The sequence below is a fragment of the Paenibacillus wynnii genome, from assembly GCF_000757885.1.
Taxonomy (GTDB): Bacteria; Bacillota; Bacilli; order Paenibacillales; family Paenibacillaceae; genus Paenibacillus_AQ; species Paenibacillus_AQ wynnii.
Genome location: NZ_JQCR01000003.1, coordinates 1,149,468 through 1,175,914 on the forward strand (window position 1 = coordinate 1,149,468; position 26,447 = coordinate 1,175,914).

28 protein-coding genes, 2 pseudogenes and 2 riboswitches are annotated in these 26,447 nt (G+C 43.3%); of the genes and pseudogenes, 3 read left to right on the forward strand and 27 right to left on the reverse strand.

From position 1 onward, the window contains the following. Nucleotides 1-54: 54 nt before the first annotated feature. Nucleotides 55-834 (reverse strand): GTP cyclohydrolase II, encoded by a 780-nt coding sequence (locus PWYN_RS20650; RefSeq protein ID WP_036655773.1) that lies wholly within the window; start codon nt 832-834, stop codon nt 55-57. 192 nt (nt 835-1,026) lie between these two features. Between PWYN_RS20650 and PWYN_RS20655 the strand changes: the two genes are divergently transcribed. Then, entirely contained in the window at nt 1,027-1,353 is a 327-nt protein-coding gene (locus PWYN_RS20655; RefSeq protein WP_036655774.1) for a winged helix-turn-helix transcriptional regulator, read from the forward strand. 214 nt (nt 1,354-1,567) lie between these two features. Here the strand turns inward: PWYN_RS20655 and PWYN_RS20660 are convergent, their stop codons facing one another. The 9 genes and pseudogenes from PWYN_RS20660 to PWYN_RS20700 form a co-directional block, all read right to left on the reverse strand. Continuing rightward, nucleotides 1,568-2,446, reverse strand: a complete 879-nt coding sequence (locus tag PWYN_RS20660; RefSeq protein WP_036655776.1) for an ABC transporter permease — start codon at nt 2,444-2,446, stop codon at nt 1,568-1,570. After that, the gene (locus tag PWYN_RS20665) at nt 2,443-3,429 is read right to left on the reverse strand and encodes an ABC transporter ATP-binding protein (protein WP_036655778.1); all 987 of its coding nucleotides are present in this window, start codon (nt 3,427-3,429) and stop codon (nt 2,443-2,445) included. Before PWYN_RS20665 ends, PWYN_RS20660 begins: the two co-directional genes overlap by 4 nt. Continuing rightward, the gene (locus PWYN_RS20670) at nt 3,426-4,559 is read right to left on the reverse strand and encodes a hypothetical protein (protein WP_036655779.1); all 1,134 of its coding nucleotides are present in this window, start codon (nt 4,557-4,559) and stop codon (nt 3,426-3,428) included. The genes PWYN_RS20665 and PWYN_RS20670 overlap by 4 nt, the downstream gene beginning before the upstream one ends. 32 nt (nt 4,560-4,591) lie before the next feature. After that, on the reverse strand, nt 4,592-5,110 hold the full coding sequence (locus tag PWYN_RS20675) for a sigma-70 family RNA polymerase sigma factor (protein WP_036655780.1): 519 nt from the start codon (nt 5,108-5,110) through the stop codon (nt 4,592-4,594). 128 nt (nt 5,111-5,238) lie between these two features. After that, nucleotides 5,239-5,961, reverse strand: coding sequence for a 7-carboxy-7-deazaguanine synthase QueE (gene queE / locus PWYN_RS20680; protein ID WP_036655782.1), 723 nt, complete (start codon nt 5,959-5,961; stop codon nt 5,239-5,241). Next, entirely contained in the window at nt 5,954-6,436 is a 483-nt protein-coding gene (locus PWYN_RS20685; RefSeq protein ID WP_036655787.1) for a 6-pyruvoyl trahydropterin synthase family protein, read from the reverse strand. The genes queE and PWYN_RS20685 overlap by 8 nt, the downstream gene beginning before the upstream one ends. Continuing rightward, a complete protein-coding gene (gene queC / locus PWYN_RS20690; RefSeq protein ID WP_036655790.1) occupies nt 6,436-7,098 on the reverse strand; it encodes a 7-cyano-7-deazaguanine synthase QueC in 663 nt (220 codons plus the stop codon). Before queC ends, PWYN_RS20685 begins: the two co-directional genes overlap by 1 nt. 32 nt (nt 7,099-7,130) lie before the next feature. After that, nucleotides 7,131-7,631, reverse strand: a complete 501-nt coding sequence (queF, locus tag PWYN_RS20695; protein WP_036655793.1) for a preQ(1) synthase — start codon at nt 7,629-7,631, stop codon at nt 7,131-7,133. A gap of 206 nt (nt 7,632-7,837) precedes the next feature. Continuing rightward, nucleotides 7,838-7,881: riboswitch (PreQ1 riboswitch) on the reverse strand. Nucleotides 7,882-7,963: 82 nt separating this feature from the next. Then, a pseudogene (locus tag PWYN_RS20700) lies at nt 7,964-8,598 on the reverse strand (ZIP family metal transporter). A 311-nt stretch (nt 8,599-8,909) separates the two neighbouring features. On the opposite strand from PWYN_RS20700, the gene ymzB reads away from it, so the two are divergent. Continuing rightward, the gene (gene ymzB, locus PWYN_RS20705) at nt 8,910-9,248 is read left to right on the forward strand and encodes a protein YmzB (protein ID WP_036655794.1); all 339 of its coding nucleotides are present in this window, start codon (nt 8,910-8,912) and stop codon (nt 9,246-9,248) included. A gap of 48 nt (nt 9,249-9,296) precedes the next feature. Here the strand turns inward: ymzB and murB are convergent, their stop codons facing one another. The 15 genes and pseudogenes from murB to PWYN_RS20770 form a co-directional block, all read right to left on the reverse strand. After that, a complete protein-coding gene (murB, locus tag PWYN_RS20710; protein WP_036655795.1) occupies nt 9,297-10,211 on the reverse strand; it encodes a UDP-N-acetylmuramate dehydrogenase in 915 nt (304 codons plus the stop codon). 97 nt (nt 10,212-10,308) lie between these two features. After that, nucleotides 10,309-11,127, reverse strand: a complete 819-nt coding sequence (locus PWYN_RS20715) for a (2Fe-2S)-binding protein (RefSeq protein ID WP_036655796.1) — start codon at nt 11,125-11,127, stop codon at nt 10,309-10,311. A 125-nt stretch (nt 11,128-11,252) separates the two neighbouring features. Continuing rightward, a pseudogene (locus PWYN_RS29380) lies at nt 11,253-11,406 on the reverse strand (iron chelate uptake ABC transporter family permease subunit); the annotation flags it as partial. Between the two features lie 350 nt (nt 11,407-11,756). Beyond that, on the reverse strand, nt 11,757-13,574 hold the full coding sequence (locus PWYN_RS20720; RefSeq protein WP_036655798.1) for an APC family permease: 1,818 nt from the start codon (nt 13,572-13,574) through the stop codon (nt 11,757-11,759). A gap of 123 nt (nt 13,575-13,697) precedes the next feature. Next, nucleotides 13,698-13,855, reverse strand: a riboswitch (cyclic di-AMP (ydaO/yuaA leader). A gap of 186 nt (nt 13,856-14,041) precedes the next feature. Further along, nucleotides 14,042-14,518: a disulfide oxidoreductase gene (locus PWYN_RS20725; protein ID WP_036655799.1), complete on the reverse strand. Its 477-nt coding sequence runs from the start codon at nt 14,516-14,518 to the stop codon at nt 14,042-14,044. Further along, the gene (locus PWYN_RS20730) at nt 14,515-15,258 is read right to left on the reverse strand and encodes a DsbA family protein (RefSeq protein WP_036655802.1); all 744 of its coding nucleotides are present in this window, start codon (nt 15,256-15,258) and stop codon (nt 14,515-14,517) included. The genes PWYN_RS20725 and PWYN_RS20730 overlap by 4 nt, the downstream gene beginning before the upstream one ends. A gap of 69 nt (nt 15,259-15,327) precedes the next feature. Next, the gene (locus PWYN_RS20735; protein WP_052088234.1) at nt 15,328-17,256 is read right to left on the reverse strand and encodes an ATP-binding protein; all 1,929 of its coding nucleotides are present in this window, start codon (nt 17,254-17,256) and stop codon (nt 15,328-15,330) included. 142 nt (nt 17,257-17,398) lie between these two features. Then, entirely contained in the window at nt 17,399-18,715 is a 1,317-nt protein-coding gene (locus PWYN_RS20740; RefSeq protein WP_036655805.1) for a hemolysin family protein, read from the reverse strand. Nucleotides 18,716-19,057: 342 nt separating this feature from the next. Next, a complete protein-coding gene (gene gerQ, locus PWYN_RS20745; RefSeq protein WP_420805820.1) occupies nt 19,058-19,465 on the reverse strand; it encodes a spore coat protein GerQ in 408 nt (135 codons plus the stop codon). A 273-nt stretch (nt 19,466-19,738) separates the two neighbouring features. Next, the gene (locus PWYN_RS20750) at nt 19,739-20,161 is read right to left on the reverse strand and encodes a cell wall hydrolase (protein WP_036655809.1); all 423 of its coding nucleotides are present in this window, start codon (nt 20,159-20,161) and stop codon (nt 19,739-19,741) included. A 128-nt stretch (nt 20,162-20,289) separates the two neighbouring features. Then, the gene (locus PWYN_RS20755) at nt 20,290-20,673 is read right to left on the reverse strand and encodes an SDR family oxidoreductase (protein WP_084146840.1); all 384 of its coding nucleotides are present in this window, start codon (nt 20,671-20,673) and stop codon (nt 20,290-20,292) included. A 353-nt stretch (nt 20,674-21,026) separates the two neighbouring features. After that, nucleotides 21,027-21,422 (reverse strand): DUF2500 domain-containing protein, encoded by a 396-nt coding sequence (locus PWYN_RS20760; RefSeq protein ID WP_036659027.1) that lies wholly within the window; start codon nt 21,420-21,422, stop codon nt 21,027-21,029. A gap of 185 nt (nt 21,423-21,607) precedes the next feature. Beyond that, entirely contained in the window at nt 21,608-21,784 is a 177-nt protein-coding gene (locus PWYN_RS29660) for a hypothetical protein (protein ID WP_169744137.1), read from the reverse strand. 241 nt (nt 21,785-22,025) lie between these two features. Then, nucleotides 22,026-23,315: a WD40/YVTN/BNR-like repeat-containing protein gene (locus PWYN_RS20765; RefSeq protein WP_052088236.1), complete on the reverse strand. Its 1,290-nt coding sequence runs from the start codon at nt 23,313-23,315 to the stop codon at nt 22,026-22,028. Nucleotides 23,316-23,366: 51 nt separating this feature from the next. Next, nucleotides 23,367-24,755, reverse strand: a complete 1,389-nt coding sequence (locus tag PWYN_RS20770) for a branched-chain amino acid transporter BcaP (RefSeq protein WP_036655812.1) — start codon at nt 24,753-24,755, stop codon at nt 23,367-23,369. Between the two features lie 334 nt (nt 24,756-25,089). Here PWYN_RS20770 and PWYN_RS20775 point away from each other — a divergent pair, with 334 nt between their 5' ends. After that, the gene (locus tag PWYN_RS20775; protein ID WP_036655814.1) at nt 25,090-26,022 is read left to right on the forward strand and encodes an L-lactate dehydrogenase; all 933 of its coding nucleotides are present in this window, start codon (nt 25,090-25,092) and stop codon (nt 26,020-26,022) included. A gap of 2 nt (nt 26,023-26,024) precedes the next feature. Here the strand turns inward: PWYN_RS20775 and PWYN_RS30725 are convergent, their stop codons facing one another. Both PWYN_RS30725 and PWYN_RS28810 read right to left on the reverse strand, forming a co-directional pair. Further along, the gene (locus PWYN_RS30725) at nt 26,025-26,189 is read right to left on the reverse strand and encodes a hypothetical protein (protein ID WP_157261231.1); all 165 of its coding nucleotides are present in this window, start codon (nt 26,187-26,189) and stop codon (nt 26,025-26,027) included. Between the two features lie 29 nt (nt 26,190-26,218). Then, on the reverse strand, nt 26,219-26,392 hold the full coding sequence (locus PWYN_RS28810) for a DUF3900 domain-containing protein (RefSeq protein ID WP_084146843.1): 174 nt from the start codon (nt 26,390-26,392) through the stop codon (nt 26,219-26,221). Between the last annotated feature and the right edge of the window lie 55 nt (nt 26,393-26,447).

Below are 26,447 nucleotides of genomic sequence, written 5' to 3' on the forward strand. Positions count from 1 at the left end.
AAAAATCACCACCCATTTTGATTTTCATGGTAGTGATTCCGCTTTTTTTCTTACTTAAGCCAGTCTTCCCTCAACTAGATTCGTATCTTTTACGACCTCCAAATGACCTGAACGGGCAACCTTAGTGCGCAAATATTTCTCATTAAAAATGGATACATCACCCCAGAGCGGAGCCCGTTTGACGGCGTTCATCCCTGCTGCTTTCAAGGCTTCAAGCTTCTTAGGGTTATTAGTAATTAGAGTTACCGGTTTTTGGCGCAAATGCTGGAGCACACTAATGGCATCGGAGTAGCTTCTAACATCATCCGAAAAACCTAATTCGAGGTTCGCTTCTACAGTATCATATCCTTCTTCCTGTAAAATATAAGCCATTGCCTTGCTGAACAACCCGATACCTCTTCCCTCATGGTTAGCTAAGTAGAACAGGGCACCCGATCCATTGTCGACGATCATTTTCATGGATTGGTGAAGCTGAAAACCGCAATCACAGCGCTTGCTGCCAAAAATATCGCCGGTGTGGCATATGCTGTGCATCCGTATTAACGCTTCCTCCGACCCCTCAAAATCACCGTATACCAGTACACTTGACTGTTGCCCTTCGGCTAGATTAAAAGAGGACAACCGGGAGATTAATGCCTCCGTCATGTCTTCGCTATCCCCCTTAAGCAACTCTTTATCGGTTATATTAAGCCAGCTGTACCATTTGAAATTGACGGTCTCTCCTTCAAGGTTCACAGGCAAATTAATGGGACCTACGAGTATGTTCGCGGAGTCATTTACAGTAATTTTTTGTATTTTATTCTTCAAGATCGACACGATATCTGGTTTAATCATGAAACACACCATCCTTGTAGGTCATATTATAAGTATATAGAAATACGTGATTTAAATAAACATTTTCGCTTAGTAACTATTTGTAAGTTAGTTTAACATTGTAATATAAGTTCGTCAAGTAATAACATATATTTAAATATTAATAATTACTTTTTGTAAGTTTGTGATATAATGAATGCAGGGGTGAACCTGATGAATGAATTTGAAATGTGTCCACGCTTTGAAAAAGCAGTTGATTTGCTGAGTAAGCGTTGGGTAGCGCTCATCGTATTCGTTCTTATGCCCGGCCCACGCCGGTTTGGTGAAATTGAGCATTGTCTGTCTAATCTCAGCGGCAAAGTTTTATCAGATCGACTTAAGGAATTGGAGAATGAAGGAATCATTGAGCGTACCGTTTATCCGGAGATGCCTGTGAGGATTGAATATTCGCTTACAAGTAAAGGTACAGCGCTGGCCCCCATTCTTGGAGAAATCGGTAATTGGTCAACAGAGTGGGTTAAGATCGGCGTAAACAATTAATGCTGCGGTTTATCTAAAAGCCCTTTTGGCTTCCTTAACAGGAAAACAAAAGGGCTTTATAGATATTCTATACAACTACTGTCAGCGCACGGGCAAGAATGAGCCGACACCAAAGCAGGATATCGAAATATTATCCGTACCCTCTATCCCATGAAAAAACCCTCTTGATGTACAACCGAACTGGAAGCCGGCTGACGATTCAAGAGGGTTTTTATTATAAATCTTTTCGTTCAAACCGATACATACCCATTAAAAGTACAACTACCGTATACAAAACAGCATAGATCACAAAAGAATTAGACGGTATCGCATCAGCAACTCCGAAGAAGCTCTCATTAATCGGTATCATGCCGCTCAGCTCACTAAAGCTGAAGAGCTCAGCAATCATTTTACGTTGTAAACCATCTGCAGGTATGAGCAGTGACATTATTCCCGTCATATTTTGAAGAGACTGAAGGGCATCAGGCTTCAAAGGAAGCGATCCGCTCACTTTATCAATCATACCTCCAAGCCATCCCGCTCCGTAGAGCATGGTCATAAAGACGCCATTACCGATCGCCGATAAAAATCCCGAGCCAAGCATGGAAATTGAAATGATCACCGGGACAACGGAAGCGAACAGTAGAAAAGATTTTAATAAAACAAACAAATCTCTAGGAATAGCAGCATGGGCTTGAGTTATTAGTAAAATAGCTATAAACAGCAGCAAAGCATAAGCCGCTCCGAATATTACGTATCCCAGCCAACGTCCAAGATACCATTTCCAACGTGGAAGCGGGCGAGGCAGTAAAGCCTGCAGCACTCCCTGCTCTGCTTCTCCAGATAAAGCTGAGAAAGAGCTAAAGATGGACAGAAACGCAATTACAAACGCTCCAAAGAAAAAACCGAACGTTAAAATGAATGCTCCATTCGCAAAACGTTGTATCAACTGCTCAGCACTACTTATATCAGTGCCCACGAATGAATCATTTCCCCCTATGGCTCCAGCCACAAACCAGAACCCGATCAGAAATACAACAGTCATAATCAATGTAAGCAGCATAACCCTTTTCCGCAGTAATTCCTTCCATGTCATACTCATAATTATGTTCATGCCCGTTCTCCTCTATGGTTGAGGCCCGATACGGCACTCATAAACCATTCTTCCAGACGTTCTTTCTTATGAGAAACCTCATATAGAGTCATTCCTTGCTCTACAATCAGAGCATTCAACCACCCAGCTTGCTCCTCATTCTCCAGTTCAGCTTCTAACCAAACTATACTGTTGTCCAGTGACGTAGGGAAATCCAAAGTTGTGGAGTCACCATTTGAGGTAGAAAGACTAATTTGCAAACCGCTGCGTTCATTCAACCAAGACAGCAAAAAAGGCGAAAACCCGCCGACTTTAAAATGCCAGCTTGTTCGCTTATTCAGCACCTCAGATACTTTACCGTGACGCAGGATCACACCATCATTTAACAGTGCCATCCGGTCGCATAACAGTTCAACATCTTCTAGAAGGTGGGAGTTAAGGAATATCGTTGTCCCCTTCTTCTTCAAGTTTTCCAGAATTGATCTAACTTCCATTCTACCTATCGGATCCAGTGCGGAAGACGGTTCATCTAGAAACAAGACAGCAGGATCATTAACCAGTGCACAAGCAAGACCCAGGCGCTGCTGCATTCCTTTGGAATAATGCTTAACTCGGTCTCTTCCACGCCTTCCAATTCCAACTTTCTCAAGTAGCTCAGGAATTCGTTGATCTGCTGTGGAACGTTCCATCTTGCATAACCGTGCATGAAGCCTTATCACTTCTTCTCCAGTTAGCCACTCCTGATAGCGGTACAATTCCGGCAAATAACCTATTAATGATTTAGCTTCCAGTGATCCGATCTTGTGGCCTAATATAGTTGCACTCCCATATGAAGGATTAATGAGGCCTACCAGCATTTTGACAAAGGTACTTTTGCCGGCACCATTAGGGCCGAGGAAGCCAAAGGCTTCCCCTTTCCCTACCGAAATCGTTACGTCACGGCAGCCACGCCCATTTGTGTATTCTTTGGTTAATCCTGTGGCTTCTATCGCTGCAACACTCATAATTGAATCAACTCCTGAAGCTTAGCTATGAATTTTTCTTTGCCTTCGTAAATGTCGCCTCCGTGGAACTGAAACAATTGTCCATTTGAAACCCATGTTGCGTCATATATAGTTTCTTTATTGCTGTCATAATGGTTCAAAATGACGATTGTGCTGCCAATAGTCAATTGCTCAGTACCCTCTACAGCAATTAACGGCATTGGAATTTCACCAGATAGAATCCGGCTTTGCTTCAAGCTAGATTTCAAATAATCCGGCATCAGCGGGAAGTTAATTATAGCCTCAACCGCCTCTTCCACCTTAATAGAGGGATCAACAGTTATGGTTGGAGTGTTCATTTGCGATAGACTAGCCCAATGCTCCTTATCAGGTGATAGGTTGTAATTCACCATTTCTGGGATGGAGAGCGTAATTGGCTTCCCATCAATCGATTGGGGCAATAACTGCTCTGCTCCCAACCGTTTCATTGCTTTATTCACCTCATCTACATGAAGATTGAGTGTAATCGCTTGTGAAGGGTTAACACTAACGGTCTTCTGGCTATCGGTTACGACAGTGCTTAGAGGCGCATAACCCAGGGTATCTGAAATTTTATCCAAAGGCATGTCGCCGGTAATTGAACCTGATGAGCTGGAGAAAATACCGAACTTATTAGCCGACTCTTGAATGTCACCATTCTCTGTAATCTGAGTGAATATATTTCGAAGATCACTTTCATTAACAACCGTTACATCCTGCATACGAAATTGATTCAAGATGGACGCCATTGCGGTATTGCCAACCGGTGTAGCGAGGATTGCGGCAAAGACAGCTACACCTGCAGCAACGGTGGCCCATTTGCGACGGCGGTTCATCCCTCTTTGCTTTGTTCGTGGTGATGCTTGTGTATTTACTCCAAGTTTGCCTTGCAACTCTAATGGAGATACGGATTGCACCATTGGCGTACTTGCATCCGTAGTATGAACACTAGTGACTTCTTCATTGCCATTTGGCGTTGATTGTTCTGCGTGCTGTCCCCACTCCGTCCAAATAGGGTTTACCGGCTCATTTGCAAGCTTACTTTGCATGAGGCTCCAGGCCTCCTCGATTTTTTGCTTATCACTATCATCATTTATAGGTTTGTTAGTCATTAATATTTACCTCCTAATCGTTCTCTTACTGTCTAATCGAGCTGTGGGAGTGACTTTGCTGCATTTTGCCTTAATCTTTGGGTAGCGCGGTGCAATAGAGTCCCTACAACCGGCGGCTTAACACCAAGCTCCCCTGCAATCTCCGTATAACTATACCCGGAATAGCGGAGCAGAAGCGCCTGTCGGTCTCTGTCAGGAAGTCCATCCAGCCATTCACGAATATCCTCCTGATCTAGTTTACGCAGCATAGCGTCTTCACCTGAGGGTAGGGAAGCCTCCGTATCGAAATACATCTCCTGTTTGCTCTGCAATCTCCGCTCTCTTGCTTTTTTATCCATATAATCGTATCCAATCCGAGTTAGAACTCTATGTAGCCAAGCACCTAACGCGGCCGGATCATTTGGCGGGTTACGGTATAACCTTAAGAATACATCCTGGGCCAGGTCATCGGCAGCAACCTCATCACGTACCAAGGCAACCAGCTTTCTTCTTACAATCGGATAGTGTTCATAAAATATCGTTCGAAACCCTTCGGACTCCGGAATTTCCATTTGGTAAAGCCTCCTTATCTGCTGCAGCTATAAGTAAGACGACGTTCGAAGCTTTTTTGTATCAGTATAGCCGAAAAAAAGACAGCTCCTACCGATAGGAACTGTCTATACTATTTCTATTTGAAGGATTATTTCCCTCTTTTATTATGCCAAATAAGGGCATGCAGCTGTGGAAGCACTCTAGCATTGTTCATCCGTGGATCCACAATCACCTTGTTGAACAGCCATTCCAGACGTCCCAGCAGCCGACAGGAAATGTCCCCTTCTTCAGTCACATCCTCATTCCCCGTCTGAAGGTAAAAAGGAACATCAGGATATCTTTCATGAACAGTCCGGGCATACTCGTAATCTTCATCTCCAAACACAACTACTTTCAAGCTATAGGAAGACACATTGCCTGTCTTTATTCTGCTCATAAGTGTATCCAACACAGACCAATCTGTAGTCATACCGGAGCTTGGCGGTTTAGGGCTGATCGTCAGCATATCCACTCTGCTGAGCCAATCCTGCCATTTGCTCCCCTGTGTTTCGATAGCTACCTTTATCCCGCGTTCCTGAAGCTTAACGATAAGATCCATCATGCCCTCACCGATTAGAGCAGGATTACCGCCCGAGATGGTTACACAATTGAAGTTATTGCCGGCAAGCTCCGTCAGTTCCACAATGATATCATCGGCACTAAGCATACGCACTTTATCTTTAGCAGAGCCGTCCCAAGTAAAGGCGGAATCACACCAGCTGCAACGATAGTCACAGCCGTAAGTACGTACGAACATGGTTTTGACACCAATAACCGCACCTTCACCCTGAATGGTCGGACCAAACATTTCAATAACGGGTATTTTACTCACAATCACAGCCCCCATACAGGCGGTAAGCCGGACCCTCATCAGGAATATCCTCCGCGAGTACCTCAGCCCATGCAGTAGGTGTCTCCCACAGCTTAACCGAATATAGTGGAAGGCCAGCCAGCTTCAGCTGATATGCGATATAACAAGACATATTCTCAACGGTTGTACGAAAAGATAAATGAGATACCTTGGAGCCCGTACTCACAAGCGTTTCCAGAACAGGTTCGTTGCCCATGGCTAGAAATGAGTGATCCAGGCGATCAACCACGGCTTCTTTTACAAGGGTTTTCATATCACTGAAATCTATAACGAACCCTTCATCCGAATGCCCTTCAGTCGTAAGGGGGCGCCCCTTTAGAACAACCTCAAGCTTATAGGTATGTCCATGCAGGTTACTGCACTTACCCTTATGCCCAACCAGTTGATGGGCTGAATCAAAGGTAAAGATTTTACATACTGAAACCTCGTTAAGCATTAAGAGTCGACCTTCTTTCTCTCCGCCTCATATTGCTGAAGCCCTCTGCTGCGCAGCTCGCAAGCCGGACAGGTTCCGCAGCCGCTGCCTATGATGCCGTTATAACAAGTTAGTGTATGCTCACGGACATAATCGAAATAACCTAATTGATCTGCCATTTGCCAAGTTTCTTTTTTATCGAGCCACATCAGTGGGGTGTGAATTACAAACTCATAGTCCATTGAAAGATTCAACGTCACATTCAAAGACTTCACGAATACATCCCGGCAATCGGGATAACCGCTGAAATCTGTCTGACATACACCTGTTACGATGTGATTATAGTCAAACTGCTTAGCCATAATTGCGGCAAAAGATAAGAACAGCAGGTTTCGACCATCTACGAATGTACTTGGAAGTTCCTCGCCCTCTCCCGCAGCAATCTCAATATCATTACGTGTCAGAGCATTAGGAGCTAGCTGGTTCAGTAAGCCCAGATCTAAAATATGCTGCTTAACATTGAATTTGTTGGCAATCGCTGTTGCAACCTCAATTTCAGCTGCATGGCGTTGATTATAGTTAAAGGTTACCACCTGTACTTCCTCAAACTGCTGCATAGCCCAGATCAGACAAGTTGTACTGTCCTGCCCGCCGCTAAATACGACAAGTGCTTTTTTGTTCATTATAATAATCTCCTTCGTTTGAGCCTAACCTATTAACGGTTGCCAATCTTTTCGGGATACAAGTCATGATTCATCAAGCGATGTTCGGCCATTGCCTCATATTTAGTTCCCGGACGACCCCAGTTGCAGTAAGGATCTATGGATATTCCTCCGCGCGGTGTGAACTTACCCCATACTTCAATATAACGCGGCTCCATAAGAGCGATAAGATCATTCATAATGATGTTGACACAGTCCTCGTGGAAATCCCCATGATTGCGGAAGCTGAATAGATATAATTTCAAGGATTTGGACTCCACCATTTTTTGCTCCGGGATATACGAAATATACATAGTGCCAAAATCAGGCTGACCGGTTACTGGACACAAACTAGTGAATTCCGGACAGTTGAATTTAACAAAATAATCGCGGCCTGGATGCTTGTTATCAAACACTTCAAGAATGTCGGGATCATACCCGAACTTATAAGCAGTACCTTGATTTCCAAGCAATGTGACTTCCAGCATATCCTCTTTAATTCTTCCTTCTGACATGACAAAAAACCCCTCTCTTTTCCTTCGGTAATTTTCACCCTATGGGAAAGAAGAACGAGATTTCGTAAACAGGCTCTACTAAGAAACGGATTCCACCCTAAGTCCATAAAGTGGCCGTTATTACGCTGCATATAAGAAATTAGAGATTCAGTAAACCTGAACTCATCCAGCCTATGATTGATGAAGATGCTGCCTTATATTCGATAGCGGTCTTAGTTTTTTATAGAGGGAGTTTTCGAACCTCTCCTGCGCATTATAATAGCCGCAGATTTCTTCTTTATACTTAATGTGCGTCTAGTACTATACCATGATTAGCAGTAACAAGACAAGTGTTACATGTGGTCCAAAATCAGCGAACACAGCAATCCTAGCGCGGCCACAAATCCAGTTATCGAACCGCCTTCCTCATACGCCTCCGGCATCATGCTCGAACAAATCATGGCGAAATTACCACCTCCCGCGAAGGAAGCAATGATAGCAGTGGTGTAGTCAGACACATGTTCCATATAAACATAGCCCCCGATTGTGGCTATTATTGAAATCAATAACACAGATGACCATAAAAGAACTATACGTTTTTTTGTATAACCATCTGACTTTAATCCTGCGGTACTTGAGAGTCCTTCTGGAATATTGCTGATAAATATGGCGATGACCAGCAGCAGACTTACACTCTTCCCACCAATCAGACTTGAACCGAGCATCATGGATTCAGGTATGGCATCATGCACCGTCCCGGCAAAAATCGCCATTCCTCCGACTCCCGATTGACTATCCTTTCCAGCCGTTCTAACCGGACGTTTACGACCTGCTCCCCCTTTACGGGAGATGTACCAATCAACACTCCAGTACCAAAGGCCATAATCCAACCGATGAGCTTCTTCGGGATATTTAAATACAGAGCGAGCAACGCCCCAATCATCACCGCTGAACCTGATATTGCGCCCCACATGGCAGCATTCAACAATTTCTTGTCGGTCAATAGGTATGGATATTCTAGAATCGGATTACACGCATTATACTTTGTGTGCAAACCAGGCTACCGTGAAGATTTGGACTTTCGGCCGCTGTTGTATCCAGATTTCTCTTCCGTTCCTTTTCGCTTTTTGTTATTTTCTTTTGTTCAGCTTATATAGATTGATTTATTAATATTATTAATATTATTAATATTTAATGCCATAATCACTATTTGCATACCCTATAGTTAAAATATTGGATTCATTTTCAAGGATATGGGTAACTTAACTTTTATAATCTCCTAAAGGATGGGATCACCTCATGGAACAAAACGTAAGTATGTTGTCTGACTGGTTAAATACCCATGTTGAGCAGACCCTTGTCATTGAAAAACACGAGCTTGAGGACATGGATATCGTCCACTTTAAGCTGGAAAGTGTTGAGTTTCGAAATGGTGAGGATACCGTCGACGATTATTTAGATAATGCACTGGTGCTAAAAGGGACTGGTAACACCACGAACGCTGACGGTGAGCGAGTCCCGTTGCCGCAACATAGTTATGAGATTGCTGTCAGCGGGCTCAATATGGGCCCCTCTGACGAGAAGAAACTTCAAGTCAATACCAAGCGGGCTAAATATATTCTCTCTATAGAGGAATAAAAGCAAAAAAAGAGGCTGAAGGGAACCTCCCTCAGCCTCTTTTTTTGACTACTCTTCACCGATAATTTCGACTTCCGTCTCCAATTCAACATCAAACTTGTCTTTTACCGTATTGCGTACATGATGAATTAATCCAATATAATCTGTAGCTGTAGCGTGATCTGCATTTACAATAAAACCAGCATGTTTTCTTGAAACTTCCGCCCCGCCGATCCGGGTACCCTGTAATCCGCTTTCTTGGATCAACTGTCCCGCATACCGCCCAGGTGGGCGCTTGAAGACACTTCCACAGGAAGGGTATTCAAGCGGCTGCTTAGATTCCCGTTGTTCAGTCAAATCATCCATAGCGGACTTAATTTCAGTAAATGTTCCAGCCCTCATGGAAAAAAGTGCCTCCAATACAATATACTCTCCACTGGCAAATATACTTTTTCTATATCCCCACTGGAGCATATCTCCGTGCATCGTATCGATTTGGCCATCTTTCCGCAGAACTAATGCACTCTGAAGCACATGGGAGACTTCCCCTCCATAGGCACCAGCGTTCATATACAGCGCTCCTCCTACTGTCCCGGGTATTCCACAGGCAAATTCGAGCCCAGTGAGCTCCTTTTCGAGGGCAAACCGGGAGACATCAATAATTTTGGCGCCGCATTGAGCGAATAAAACGTTATCTTCTTTTATCCCCATGCCTGACAAGCTGGAGGTCTGCAGAACTATTCCACGTACGCCACCATCCCTGATGATCACATTCGACCCATTCCCAAGAACAGTCAACGGGACTCCGTTCTGGTGCGCATATGTAACAATATTTTGAATTTCCTCATAAGTGGTGGGAATAGCGAGAATATCAGCCTGACCGCCCATTTTTGTAAACACATGATCTTTTAAGGACTCGTGGCTTTTTAGAATTCCAGCCTTAACGAGCTTTTGTAAATCCTCAAGTATTTTGCTTATGTTCATATTTCATGCTCCTTAAGCGGGATTATTGCAACCCCAACTTTAACAACGAACAGGCTTCTTTGTCAATGATGGGAGCACTATTATGTCATCAAAGCCATTATTTATTTGAATCAGCTCGACTCTTCCTGTCTCTGAATTTCTCTCTTCGATCGACTCTTTCGTTCTCATTCAGACGAGGGCATGTATAACAATAACTCCCACCTTCAGTAAGGTAATACAGGCAACAGCGGTTCCGCATCTGCACTGTTTTTTCCGGATCAGCTAGATCTTCAATTCTTCGAACTTGTACCTGAAACGGATTTTTGGCTAAACCGAAGATTTCAGGAGACAAATCATTTTTTAGACTTTCGTAGTCCATTTGAAGTTGATGAATAGTGTCGGCATTGTCTTGACCTTTAATCAAAATCTCCAGATAATAATTGAATTTAGTAGGAAATTGGCCCCAAATTTGACTTGCGGCTAGACCGCTAAGAGCAGATATGCAACGAATAAGGGGGAATGCTGTATTTTTATAAAAGTCCGCAAGCACCAAATGACGCCAATGATCCCGTTCGACCTTATCTTCTGGCCCTTTAATCGTGTCCCATTGATTCATAACATACACTACTCGGCAATAACCACTCGCGGGTACAAGGTGAATTGTAAGATTAGACAGACTCATGTTCGGAACCGTATTAAAAACAGATAATGAATACTGCAGCGCCATAGCTGCACTTGAAAACCAGCTGGCGAAATAGGCAGCCACGGCAGTATCATCGAGCGCTTTCATCAAGGGTTTATAGCATTCAATGAACTCCTGCATCTTCTCTTCCTTTACCAGATCGGCCGCTGCAAACGAAAATAGTGTACCCTCCGGAACCGAAAGCTGTAGGTCGAATTGGGTTGCCAGTTCATGAATCAATAGATCATCCTTCATTTCTTCTCCTCCTGTTCTCAGTTCAGATCTGATCCACCTTTACACCCCGGATGTTGTATAGGTCAGTCATAATATCTGATTCAAATCCCAAAACCTCACACAAAAGTTAACCAGAGTGGTGCCACTCCCGCCCCCGCATTCAACCCTAGAAGACCGAAGTCAGCAAGCGGGTTACGTGCTCATCCTTTGCATCATTGCACCTGCCACCGCGAAGCAGGCACTGACCATAGCTCCTGCCAATGTACGAGGGATGCGAAGCTCCTGTATGACTTGATGCTGCCCCCACAGTGACAGAGTAAGCTAAACCCACCATAATAGCTGCAAGTCCAAAGATTAGTATTTCTCCTACTCAAATGATAACAACAATCATTCTCTTTATCGCAAATAGTTCTATTATGTACATTCTGCATAGGCAAAAATAGGCAGGTCTTAGTATCTGTAGACACCGACCTGCATAATCTTCTTTGTCACTATTCATAAGGAATATATGATCCGCTGTGATTTCAGTCATGAGATTCGGTAATGTACTTATCTTTAAATGATATTGATTATCATTATCCGTGTCAACATATAAATAAAACAGCAGCCTATTCCCAAACTTCAGGACTGGCTGCTGTTAATAGAAAGTGTTATTTGTGCAAGTGGTAAGGGACTGTTGCGACAACAATATCCTTCTGATTCATAAGATAAGTTCGGATGAAAATGCTGGTCTGATTATGGAGAATCGCCTGCCACCAATGCTTCGTAATGAACTGTGGAATCAGAATCGTAATATGATCCGTGGATGAAGTCTTCCATTCTACAGTTTCAATGAACTTAACCAGCGGTCTTAAGATACTGCGATAACGTGAACGAAGCACGATCAAACGCACTCCCGGATTCCACTCTGCCCATTTCTGCTCCATCTTGCAAATTTCTTCTTCATCAAAACCAATATAAACGGCAACCACATTTTCGGTCAGTGATTTGGCATAGCTAATCGAATGAAGAACGGCACGAGTCACACCAGAAACCGGGACAATCACTGTACTTCCCTTGATTATCGGTTTCTCTGTATCCATTTGGATACGAAGCTGATCTGCAGTATTCATATAGTGAGTATAAATACGGAAGAAAACGAACATAACAAGCGGCAGGAAAATGAATGCCATCCACACACTGGAGAACTTGGTAATAATAAATATTAAGGTAATCGTTAATGTGGTAAGCATCCCCACCGTATTTACAGCAAATTTACTCTTCCACCCTTTAGGCTTGAGTCTATACCAACGAACCATCATTCCTAGCTGTGAAAGGGTAAAGGGAATGAATACACCCACGGCATACAGTGGAATTAGACCTTCTGTATTTCCGTGAAACGCAGCAACAAGCAATGCCGACATTACACCAAGAAATATAATACCATTTGAGAACCCTAGACGGTCGCCGCGGACCATGAAGGCATGAGGCATATATTTGTCTTTAGCCAACATACATGCGAGCAGCGGGAACGCAGAGTATGCTGTATTTGCAGCTAAGAACAAAATGACTGCTGTAATGCCCTGAATAAAGAAGTAAAGACCCCCACGTCCAAAGGTTGACTCTGCGATTTGTGAAATGACGGTCATCTTTTCATTTGGCATAATTCCATACCAATATGCTAAAAGTGTTATGCCTGTGAACATGCTTCCAAGGATAACCCCCATAAGAACTAGGGTCTTCGCCGCATTTTTTTCAGCGGGAGCCTTAAAGTTAGGAATCGCATTGGATACAGCTTCCACACCGGTTAGGGCCGAACAACCAGAACTGAACGCTTTAAGTAATAGAAACAGACTTACATTGGATACTACTGCTCCCATTTCCGGAACATTCGCATGGATACCGCCCGCAGCATACTTAACTACTCCAGAGATAATTAACACGAAGATAGCAACAACAAACAGATATACGGGTATTGCAATGAAAGATGCAGACTCCGTGACTCCACGCAAATTAAGTATGGTCAAGATCAGAATTACAACCACTGCAATTAGAACCGTATGATTATGAAGGCTCGGGAACGCCGATGTTATCGCATCTGTACCCGCCGAGGCACTTACAGCAACAGTCAGAATGTAATCCACCAGCAAGGAACCGCCTGCTAATAAACCTGTTGGAATACCCAGATTCTTCTTGGCAACAATATAAGCACCGCCGCCTTGGGGATAAGCAAAGATTGTCTGCCGGTAAGATAATATGAGAATTGCCAGTAGACCCAATACAGCTATTGCAATCGGCAATGAGTACCAGATAGCCGTAAATCCTGCAGCTACCAGCACAATTAGGATTTGTTCCGTTCCATAGGCCACTGATGATAGGGCATCCGATGACAGAACTGCGAGTGCTTTCACCTTGGTTAACTTTTCATGATCGAGTTCGTTCGATTTCATTGGGCGACCAATTAAAAGTCGTTTTACTTTGCTTACCATTTTAGAAACAGTTCCTCTCTTTGGTGGGTTGAATCGGATTCCGTGCGCCGTTTTCAATAGTGGATTTCATAAATGCAGGCACAAAAATAAGCATTCGGAAATGATCCGTATGCTTAGGCATAGTCATTATCCCACTTTTGCTTACGAGGTTAGCTGGCGGATTCGGACTGTGGTAGCCCTACGGACCAGGGCTTTCACCCGGTGCCGATTCACCCCTTTTGACCTGTAGGTCAAGTTTGGTTCCCCCGTTTTTCCTACGGAAAATTCAGCGCATATTCAACTTCTCACAAGGTCTAATATTAGTCTACATAGGGGTAACAGTAAAGCATTGAAAAAAAAGAAAAAAGAATGAAAAAGTAACCAATTTCCGCAAATTTGCAGTCCTAGAGGTTGATCTCTTTCATTCTCTTCTATTATCACTTCACCCCGTGTGTTTATAGGGTTTTGTCATCATTTTGTAACGGGTTTTAATTCAAATTTTCAATGCTTTCATGTTCATCCTCAACATCGCTCTCAACTTCACTATAATTACGTCCATTCCATAACAAAATGGATATCAATGTGAAAGCGATAAGTGCAAGCAGTGGAATTGTAATGAAGCCCAAAAAATTAAGATAATCCTTGTTGCAAGGAACACCGATCGTGCACGGTATAATCTTACTTAAGGCCGGAATTTTCTGCTCGGCATAATGATATATAGAAATCGATCCGCCGATTAGGCTTAGGGGCAACACATAAGGGATAATGCGTTTATCATTACGATAGGTGGCGATTCCCAGTAGAAATAACTGCGGATACATGAAGATACGCTGGAACCAGCATAGCTTACAAGGTTCATATTTTAGAACCTCACTTAAGTATAAGCTTCCAGCAACGGCGACAATCGATACAATCCAGGCCAAATACAAGCAATGACGGCGGCAAAACAACTTGAATCGGCTCATGGGTTAGCAACTGCTTTGTCAGCCGACTCTATTACTTGTTTAATTGCTTCATAGTTGAAAGGGTCAAGAACCTTCTCTCCATTTACAAATAATGAAGGGGTTTTAGAAACTTTGTTTTCATTGGCCAGGTCATTGTCCTGCTCCAATTCATCAGCATAGGTCTTATTTTCTATATCTTTGCTGAGGAGGTCATAATCAATAGATAGTTTCTCCTGCTTAGCCAGGTTCACCAGAAAATCCTTGGTTGCCCATTCTTCAGCTTCAACACCTTGATTAGCATAAATTGCATCGTAGAACTTCCAAAATTCCTCATTATTCTGATGATAAACGGATAACGCCGCAAGTGAAGCCGTTGTGGAATCAGGGCCTATGAAAGACATATTCACGAAATAGAGTGCTGCTTTCCCTTGATCTACATAGTCCTCAACGATTTGAGGTTTGATTAAACGTGTGAAATCTGCACAAGCCGGGCATTTAAAATCTCCAAACTCAACAAGTTTGATTGGAGCATCTTCTTTACCCAATCTTGGCATGCTGCTGTAATCAAACTCAGCGGTTTTACTGGAACCACTCTCTCTGGAAGCCAGATAAAACAAGCCTGCAAAAAGAATAACCACTAGAGCTATAGTGCTTATCATAAAGATACGGTTTTTCTGTTTCTGTCGTGCCTGTGCTGCTATCCGCTTCTCTTGTTTACTGAGATTTGGGGCCTGGGTAGTATTTTTTTTAGTTGGGCTCAAGGGGGAATTCCTTTCTGTCCGATTTGGACGGGGAGTAGTATGTTTAAGCTATTAATAAAAATTATATAATTAATAGACTCCCCTTGGCAAACTAGATTCCTCGTCTTTAATAGGGGGTTCCCTATCCTCCATCCTATTATTAGGAGATATTATAACTGAATCCGGAATCTCTAAAGGAATTCGGAAGATGAATTCCGCTCCACCCTCCTTGGGTGATGCCGCCCAGATCTTTCCTTTCATCAGATGAACAAACTTTTTGCAGATTGCAAGGCCTAATCCTATCCCTTCAAATTTACGATTATTAGCAGCGTCTAGCTGAGTAAAGGGCTCGAATAGGAATTCAAGCTTCGTAGGATCCAATCCTATCCCGGTATCTCTCACTTTAAATTGTAGGCCATAATAAGGTTCTCTGGTGCTATACGGTTCAATCCTCAGACTCACGGTTCCAAAGGAAGTGAACTTCACTGCATTGCCGACTAAATTCACCAAGATTTGCCGAATTCTCACTTCATCACCAATTAACACATCAGGAACACCTTCAGCGACATGAAATTCCAAACATAATTTCTTTTCACTTATATTTACCAAGAATAGATCCATACATTCCTGAATCAGCAAAGATAATCGGAAGGGTGCTGTATGCAATTGAACCGCATTCGCATCCATACTGGACAACTCCAATACATCATCTATTACCTTAAGCAACGCCTGACTGCTCTTGGCCTGCAGCTTCAGCAGTTCTAAATGATCTAGATTACTTAACTCATCTGCAAGAAGTCCATTAATGCCTATTATGCCATTCAACGGGGTACGAATCTCATGGCTCATTGTAGCCAAAAATTCACTCTTCATTCGGGCGGCACCTTCTGCCGCTTCTTTGGCAACGATAAGCTCCTGCTGAAAACGAACATGCTCAGTAATATCCTTGGCCATTATATACACAAAATATGGATAATTTGCCTTAAGAGGAAATACCGTGGTACTGCAAACTAAATTCATACCACTTTTCGTGCGAATGGTGACCTGAAGCTTGCTGGAATTCCCATCGGCTGCCTTCATTACAGCCTTTTCCAATATCAACTTATCAGTTTCGCTGAATACCTCGCCGTGATTAACCAGGAGATCTTCTTTGGAATAACCGGTGGTATCAAATACGGCAGGATTCACGCTAATGATCGCCTTTTGAACAGGATCAATACAAATAACCATGTCTGGGCTAAATTGAAAAAGTGTCATATAGTGTTGTTCATAATAACGAGCCTTAGTAAGCACGCTTTTCCGATCCCTGTACAACACTCTTACAAATAACGATAAAATGAACAAGAACGCACCGCAAACCATATAAACGAGCAAAGAATCGTCTAAAAGCGGCCATTGGAGGGCATGAAGTGAAGGCTCAGAAAAAGCAGTGCCTCTCAGTGCTGTATAGTGCATTGTAGTCACCGAGGCGGTTAACAGCAGTATTATTATTATTTTTCTGAAGGAAAATAAATTGTATTCTTTCCTCAACCACCTCAACTTAAATGAAGCAATCACTACAGTGGATACAAATGCGGATACAAAAGAAAGGATTATAGAAAAGGTATCTTGTTCGAATGAAGCTGTCAGCCTCATCGCTCTAATCCCGCTATAATGCATAAGAAGAAGACCCGCACTAAATGCAACACCGGACAAAATCCCCTTAAAAGTACTGCGATTATTGGAGCAGAGCAGCCATAAGGATATACCGGAGGATGCGACAGGAATTAGCAGAGAGAAAGCTAACAGCGGTATTTGAAAGGTTAAAGCATTATTGAAATCTATAGAGAGCAGACCAATAAAGTGCATCGCCCATATCCCCAATCCCATTAGGAATGAGATTAGAAGTATTAAACTGTGTTTTCTAGTTCCACGAAAGAGTCGGTCCGTAAGATCAATAGACATAAAGCAAGCCAGAAATGCAATAAGCACGGAGAGGATGACATGCATCTCGTTAAAAGGACTCATCGGATGAGACATTGCCGTTCTCTCCTCTCTTCTCACTACACAATTATTTTATTAATCATTTACCCGGCAATATATAACTAGAATCTTTTTCCAATAAAAAAAGACACAGCGCTTTTTCAGCACCATGCCCATAAGATCTATATAATTGCTGTTGTTATGCTCCAGCTTCTTCAATCATTAACTGGATTTTTGTCACCTTAATACGGGAAATACGTTTACTATCCATCTCATCTACAATAAACAGGTGATTATCGAATTCTACGGACTGTCCTTTTTGGGGAGGATTGATCTCCAGCTTGGAATAGAGCCAGCCGCCTATCGTGTCATAATCGTCCGTTTCCATATGAAGCCCCAATCGATCATTAATTTCTTCAATAAGCATTAATCCATCGACCGAGTGTTCACCTTCACCCAGCTTCTCGACACCAGGACGTTCCTCATCGAACTCATCCTGTATCTCTCCCACAATCTCTTCCATGATATCCTCCAAAGTAACCAGACCGGAAGTACCGCCATATTCGTCGATCAAAATAGCAATTTGCGTCTTGGCACGCTGCATTACCTTAAGCAGAGCACTGATCTGTATGGACTCTGGAACAGTTAGAATTGGACGAATTAAACTCAGATAATTAGGTGCACTTTCCCTTATCAAATCCTTGATATGGATAAAGCCCAGAATATGATCCTTATCTCCGTCGCAGACCGGGTAACGCGTTCGCATGCCGTCATAAGCAATTTCAAGATTTTCTTCCACAGAAAGATGATTGCTCAAACAGATCATTTCCGTTCTAGGAATCATAATTTCTCTGGCCGTTGTATCCACAAATTCAAAAATATTATCTACGAGATCCATTTCAGTCTTATCGATGAGTCCGCTTTTATTGCTCTCTTGCATTAAAATACGAATTTCTTCCTCTGTATGAGCTGTTCCAAGCTCTGAGGCAGGTGCCAGCCGGAATACACTCAGCAGCCCGCTAGCCAGACCTTTGACGATCCAGATAAACGGGTACATCAGATTGTAAAAGACATTCATCGGACCAGCCATCAATAACAGCACAGATTCTGCATTGTTAACCGCAATGGTTTTGGGGGCTAATTCTCCAAGCACAATATGCAGAACTGTGATCAGAAAAAAGGCAATTAGGAGTGAGATGACGTGTACGGACGTTTCTCCAAATCCTAAGCCGACTATCAACGGCCTTCCTAACTTAGCTATCGCCGGTCCTCCAAGCCAACCGAGGGCTAGCGAAGCTAACGTGATGCCAAGCTGGCAAGCTGATAGATAGGCATTGAGATTGTGTACGATATTCCGTGCTGCTAAGGCTCTTTTGCTGCCCTCCTCAATGAGAGTATCAATACGGCCGCTACGGACTTTTACCATCGCGTACTCAACCGAAACAAAAAAACCGTTCAACAGCACCAACAGAACAATTAAACTTACATTTAACATACCGGGCAAAGGGTCGCTCAAATTATACTCCTATCCGCCATTCTCCTCGCAGGACGGATAGGCACACCTCCTTCGTTTTTTTAAAGTGTTAGCCTGTAAATCGCCATTCGTTCCTTTCTCCATCAACTTCCCAAGTGTCTCAGCTCCTGACTGCACCACGAATAATAAATATATACTTTATTATATATATTTATAATCTACACAGTCAAACGTCAACGTATGCCGACAGATTGGGCTATACAAGCATTTTTTTGACTATTCAGAAGCATTCGGGCTCTAGGAGGCTCTGAGAGGAATCATACTTGTCCCTATTCTTTAACTTTAACACAATGAAAAAGCCCTCCTGTTGAGGAGGGCTTAAATTTACCAGCAGTTACGCGAAGTTGCTCTGCTGCCATTGCCAGCGGCACCTGGGTATTGATAAGTAAGAGGCTCGTCGAAAGTTACATAATCCAAATTAATCATAAGTAATAAAAACCGCTGACCCGTTGCCCGGTCACTAATAATGATATGGTCACGACCGGCAGCCTCTATAACGCCCTTAAATATCTTTGCATTCCACTCTGAATTATTCTCGAATGTCATGTAAAACGTACCTGTTTTACCCAAATTAAGGCGTAAAATATTCTCAATATAGGATTGCTCGAATACAGGCTGTGGGGTCGACACTACAGTTCCCGTGGGCGTCATCGGACTACCACTGGTGACCTGTGGCGGTTGGCTGGTCATGCCGCCTCCACCACCTCCGCCCATAGCTGCTCCCCCGCCCATTCCCGGCATCATTTGCGTTGTGCTGCCCATTCCCGGCATCCCTTGCATTGTGTTGCCCATTCCAGGCATCCCTTGCATTGTGTTGCCCATTCCAGGCATCCCTTGCATTGTGTTGCCCATTCCGGGCATCGTTTGCGTTGTGTTGCCCATTCCGGGCATCCCTGATGAAGCACTGCCAATCGTATAAGTCACTGGACGGTAAGGTTGAACGATCATTTTCTGAACCTCCTAAAAGTTATGTGGAGCATGGACTCCTATTCTATTACACGGTTCTCAAAATACTGCCGGACACTCTGAACTCGATGGAGTAAAAAAACAGTGGGCTTTATAGCGGCCCGTATTTTGCTGATTATACCAGGTGGCTGGACAGGCTCCAGTAGGGCGGAAAAACCACAGAGCATTGGAGGCTGGCCGTACTCGTTCTCCAGCAATTGCACGTTTAGCTAGACGTATATCTTTCTCACGGGCACGTTGATAGAAATATCCTTTGCTGGGTGCCTCGAAGCCGCCTGGACTCTGAAAGACCATCTGATCCACATTGCGGATATTGTCAAAGTCCAGACAATTACCAAGAATCCGATTCACTCCGACGTTACCGACCATCAGCATTCCTTGTTCTCCGTCTTCCTCAGCCTCTGCCCTCATTAGCCGTGCAAGCACTTTTACATCCTCCGAATTCGTCTTAATGACGGCCACTCTCTCTCCTCCTTAAGAACTCCTTGTAGTCAACATCATGTTCCTTGACTGCACGATGTATTGTATGTGCGTTTGCCTAAGAGGTGACTGTTCTTAAGTTTTTTCAGTTGCTTTACTTGGGCGGAGTATTAATCTGCATAAATCATCTTTCGGGTCATTCCTCCATCATTAATCAATTGAGCGCCCGTTACGAAGTTATTATCCGGAGCTGTTAGATATAGACATGCTCTGGCGATATCCTCAGGTTTACCCACTCGTCCTGACGGGTGCTGACTATGATCAACCGAACGAAGCTTACTATAATCATTCGTTTCAATCCATCCGGGACTGATACTATTTACGGTAATTCCGTCGTTTCCCAAAGTTACAGCCATGGTGTGTGTAAGTGCAGATATGGCTCCTTTAGAAGCAGCATAGGCTTCACTATTGGGTTCAGACATCAAGGAACGGGTGGATGAAATATTAATGATTTCTCCTCCATCGTCCGGCACCTGTAACAACAACTGATTTATGTTTAAAAATCACGTTAAATTCACGCTCCATTTTATAGTGTTTAGAGTAACATCCTAAATATCCCCTTGTTCGATGTAAACGAAACAAGGGGATATTTGAGTCTCTTTTATAAAAGGGCTATATAGATTGAACTTGATAAACTGACAAAAAGGATTGAAGTAACGGAGGGGAATTTTGGAACTGGAAGAGCGGTAGCGTCCGCCTTTGTTTCCGGATTTCATCCGCTACTAGCGGTAAAAATCCAGAAATCCGGAGACAACAGCGGCTGGAAGTCCAACATTCACCGTAGTTACGACCCAAACCCAATGTAGCAAAATCTTAAGTTCATCTTATATAGTAGAACAACCTTCATTTAACCCCTCTCAACTGTAGAATACAAATGCTGACGCTGAAAACCATGGTACCTCGTTCCTTGATATGTTAAGGAGCCCGTATCACCTTCAACACTCATTCCAAATTCATGGCCGTCTACTCTAAATTCCATTCTATTCCCGCCAGACAGCTCGAACGTCAAGTAGTAGGTTGTTGTTGTACGGCTCGAAGTCCCCTCATCTTGTTGTTGCTGTCGGATTTCGCTACGTTTACTGACAATGCGAGCAGGGACGGTCAACAGGGGTGAGCTGTTATTCCGACTCCACTGAAGTATGCCCCTGCCAGCGGATACCGCAATAATACCTACCATCACTACTAAGAAGATGGGTATAACCGTTCCGGTAAAATCAAACATCCATGAAGACTCCGGCCCTATTCCCATAGCTAATTCCCCCTTAACTCCTTATTCTGCCCTTCGTTGCGTGGACGTTTCTTCATATATATGCTAGACCTAGTCCATACAGCATTAATAAAGTGGTTAAGCGCACAAAAAAGACCACACATTCTCTTAGGTTCAAGAAAGAAAATGTGTAGTCTTATCTATACGTTTGGATATTTAATTTAAGCATGTACAAGATCTAATAGCTGTTTGGTTTCATCATTTTGTTCCGGCATCATTCCGTTGTCTGCCCAGCAAGCTCTGCATTTTTCTTCAGTCTCACACAAGTGAGCGTCTTCACAGTTATAGCATAATTGCAGAAGGTTTCTAGTTACATAATCCGTTTTAAATGTTGTCATTATAATCTCTCCTATTCGGAATGAAAGTTTGTGAAATAATGAACTTGTTCTATGTGTTAAATATATCACACGTGTTTTTCTGTTAATGTGATTTTTGTCACAAAGATAAAGAAAATTTTAATTAAGTTTTTACCTTATATTTGTTCTTCTCTTTCCGCCTATTTCGTAGATTAATAGATCTTTTTCACCAATAATTATTAATGAAAAAAGACTGCCCTCGGACAGTCTTTCTACCTGATATTTACATGACCCTCCAGCTGAATCCGCCGTTTACGGATTGAAGAAGAACTGACTTTTTATCCTCTTTCTTCTCAATCAACAGCCAGCCGTAATTTTCTGTGAAGAACTGAAGCTTGACTACCTCGGGATACTCTGACAACTTAGATTGTAGGACACTGCTGGCAGGAAGTTGCTTCCAAGTTGCTCCCTGGTCTTTGGTTTGGTATAGGAGATTGCCTTTCAGCGCCCATCCCATATATGAACTGATAAATATCGGGGGTACATTCCGATTTATTCCGCTTAATTTGTTAAGTGTAAATGGAGCAAACTTCCAGTTCTTTCCGGCATTTGCTGTAAAATAACCATGGTAAGTGATACCTTTGTCCTTATCAGTCTGGCATCCCACAGACATCCAGCCCTTAGTGTTGCCTTCATCGAAAAAGTCGGGCTTCCCGGTAATAACCCTGTCGCATTGTGCCAACTGATCATTCACTAAGAACGATTGTCCCGGTCGCCAATGGATCCCCCCGTCACTAGTCATGAAGATTTTAGGGAGGGCAGCAGTCTGTAAAGTCGCAATTCCAACATTTCTATTCATGAATATCATGCCCGTTGTTACACCAGGTATAGGTATAAAAGGATTTGGTGAAATCGGGCTATACTGCTCATTCTGCATTACGATGTTCCAGGAGGCGCCTCCATTTATAGTGGAGTATAATGCTTTACTTTCTTTATAAGATGTGGCGTCCCATGAAGTTAAAAGCCAGCCGCGCTGTGGTGTGATGAAATAAATAGAAGAAATAGGGTTGTCATCACCTAATGAGGATACTTTCCAGTTCAGGCCTCCATCATGGGTACGCAGGACAATCGTCTCCGTATTTCCATAAGAGCTTCGGATAATCCATCCGTTGTTCGGGTCTGTGAAGAAGATATCTTTTCCATAAATCGGGTTCGCTGAAAACTGAATGTTAGAAGATGGTGAGATATTTGCCCAGGTCTCCCCATTATTAAGAGTCATGTACATCCGGAGTGAATTTTTAGTTACTCCCCAAGCTATTCCTTCTGAAACGCTAAGCAATTCGAAATCCGTAAGTCGGGTTTGAATCTGGTATTTCGGTGCATTTGCAGTATCTATATTCTCAGCGTCAGGGGTTATTATTGTAATGGTCTGTCCTTCTTCCGGTGCTTCCGTTGGTTGTGGAGACGGAATTGGCTCCGGTGGAGGAGATGAGCAAGCAGCTACTGTAAGGGCAGTTAGCAACAGAAGAATAAGCAGTTTTATGGGTCTCAAACCTACAGTTTTAAATGACATAGCTCTCTCCCCTCGGATGAATGAAACAAACGGATGTATATTAAATTCTAATTATTTACTGTTGTTGTTAAGTTTACTATTGCGATATCCATACAGCGCGTAAATTACCAGACCCACTGCAAGCCATATCATAAAACCAATCCAAGTCTCGCTCCCCAAATTATACATTAAATACCCACAAGCTGCCGCACTTAGTAAAGGAATAAACGGAACCCAAGGAACCTTAAAACCTCGCTTCAATTCCGGATTCGATGCCCGCAAAGAAATTATACCCAAAGAAACGATTAAAAAGGCGAATAACGTACCAATACTCGTAAGATTAACCAAACGATCTAGGGGAACAAAACCAGTTAGAACGGCTACAATACCTCCGACCATCCATGTACTGCGAACCGGTGTATGTGTCTTTGCATTAACCTTGGACAAGCTTCGCGGTAAAAGTCCATCCCGTGAGATCGCGAACAATAGACGTGTTTGACCAAAAAGCATTACAAGCAGCACAGTGGTCATCCCGGCGATGGCACCTACCGAGATAAGTCCTGCAATCATATTCTGATCCACAAAACGAAGTGCAAAGGAAACCGGGTCACTTACATTCAGGTTTTGGTAAGGGACGATCCCTGTTAATATAAGCGAAACTGCTATATACAGAACCGTACAAATCGCAAGCGAAGAGATAATTCCGATAGGGAGATCGCGCTGAGGGCGCTTAACCTCCTCCGCTGCTGTAGAGATGGCATCAAAACCTATATAGGCGAAAAACACAGTGGCTGCCCCGTTTACTACGCCATGAAAACCAAAGGGCATAAAAGGTGTCCAATTCTCAGGTTTTACATAAAAAATACCGGTGAAGATAAATAAAAGCACCACTGAAAGCTTTATGACGACCATGATCGCATTAAACCGGGCCGTCTCTTTAACCCCGCGGGTTAACAAGTAGGAAATCAGCAAAATAATGACGATCGCCGGTAAATTAACTATAGTTCCTTTGTCCGCATTGTACGCCCCGGTTAGAACCGTCGGCAAATGAAGACCAAATCCTTCAAGAAGACCCTGGAAATACCCGGACCACCCACTGCTGACAGCCGCCGCCGCAACTCCGTATTCAAGAACAAGATCCCATCCGAGTATCCATGCAAGAAGCTCACCAAAGGCTACATAGCTATAGGCATAAGCACTGCCGGACACTGGGATCGATGAGGCAAATTCAGAGTAACAAAGCGCTGACAACACACAAGCAAATCCGGCGATAATAAAAGAAAGCACTAGTGCAGGACCAGCATGTTCAGCCGCGGCTACACCCGTCATTACAAAAATCCCAGTACCGATAATGGCACCTACTCCAAGTGTTGTTAAATCTAATGCTCCAAGTGTTTTACTCAAGTTGTCCGTATTCGCCCCTTGTGGTGCGACTAACGGTTTTTTACGAAATAAATCCATAGCTTAAATTCTCTCCTGTCATATGTTTGAAATATCATGAGTTATGTTTAAGGTGAGGTAGTCAGAAGCTTTATACCAAGACATAAAAAGATCACACCGGCGCCTATGTTCGCACCATAATTAACGAATTGGGGCAAAAAGGGCAAAACAGCCGCCCCCATAAACAAAAAGAGTGTGGAAATGCTAAACATAGCTTCTACTTTCAGAAACTCCTTATTTACTTTGCCTGAAATCGGGTAATGAATTAAAAGCACTTCGCTTGAAAACACTATGTGTAGAGATTATGATGGATACGATTGGACACAAAAAATACAAATTTGGAGGAGATGGAACAATGGCCCCCCCATTCAAGCCCAACCGTGTTGTAGTTATTGGCACAGGTGCGGTCGGTACGACAACGGCATATACATTACTTTTACGCCGCCGCATGCCCGAGCTTGTACTCATTGACGTTAACCACCAGAAAGCACTCGGTGAAGCGCTTGACATGAATCATGGTATGCCTTTTGTTGGCGGAGTGAAGTTATGGGCAGGTACCTATGAAGATTGCAGAGAAGCAGACATCATAATCGTAACCGCCGGCGCCTCCCAGAAGCCTGGAGAAACAAGAATTGATCTCCTTCGCAAGAACATTGCGATCTTTAAAGATATCATTCAAAAAATTACAAAATACAACCAGCATGCTATCCTACTGATCGCTACGAATCCAGTGGATATCTTAGCCTATGCTACCCTGAAAATCAGCGGATTCGATCGTAGACGTGTTATAGGTTCAGGTACAGTTCTCGATAGTGCTCGATTCCGCTATCTAATTGGTCTGCACAAAGAAATCGATCCACGGAGTATTCACGGTCAGATCATTGGCGAACATGGAGATTCGGAACTTCCAGTGTGGAGTCTGGCCAATGTCGCCGGAATCGAGCTCGGGTTCGATGAAGCTGAACGCAAGGAAATCTTTGAGGACACCAAGAATGCAGCCTACGAAATTATCGATGCCAAAGGCTCTACTTCATACGCTATCGCTCTGGCCTTAGATCGAATCGTCGTCTCCATTCTGAACAATGAAGGAGCCGTACTTAATGTCTCCACTCTGCTGAACAACTATAATGGAGTAACCGATGTGTTCCTAGGAGCACCTTGCGTTGTAGACCGTTCAGGGGTTCGGGAAGTGCTGGACCTGCCGCTAAGCGAGGAGGAGCAGGCCCTTTTCCAGAAATCAGCAGCAAAACTCAAGGGTGAAATTTCCAAGCTTGAACTGTTTACCTAAAATCAGCCGCCAGAAGTGAATGTAAAAATCCACTCTGGCGGTTTTCCCTTTATTCCTCCTCGGGAGATCTCCCGCTTAAATTCAAAGATTACCTGATCAAAATACCGCGCATGCGAAGACTGATGAATCTTCACTCTCCCACTCATCCACCATTCCTTCTTCAGCATATAAGGATACTGGATGCTTTCATTATAGACTAAGGGATCATACCCGTGAGAAGGCACAGATGCTTGGGTAATAATGAGCGCACTTCCTGGAAAGATTCCTTATCATCCATTGCGCGCAAACGCGTTAACCGGTTAAAGTTAGAGTCGCTGTCAAGCTCATAACCGGGCTCTACGAGGAATCGACTAATAGAAGGACAGATCATGTACTTTGAATTTCATGGCGTTGACCCCTATCCATGTTAGCAATACATAATGTTC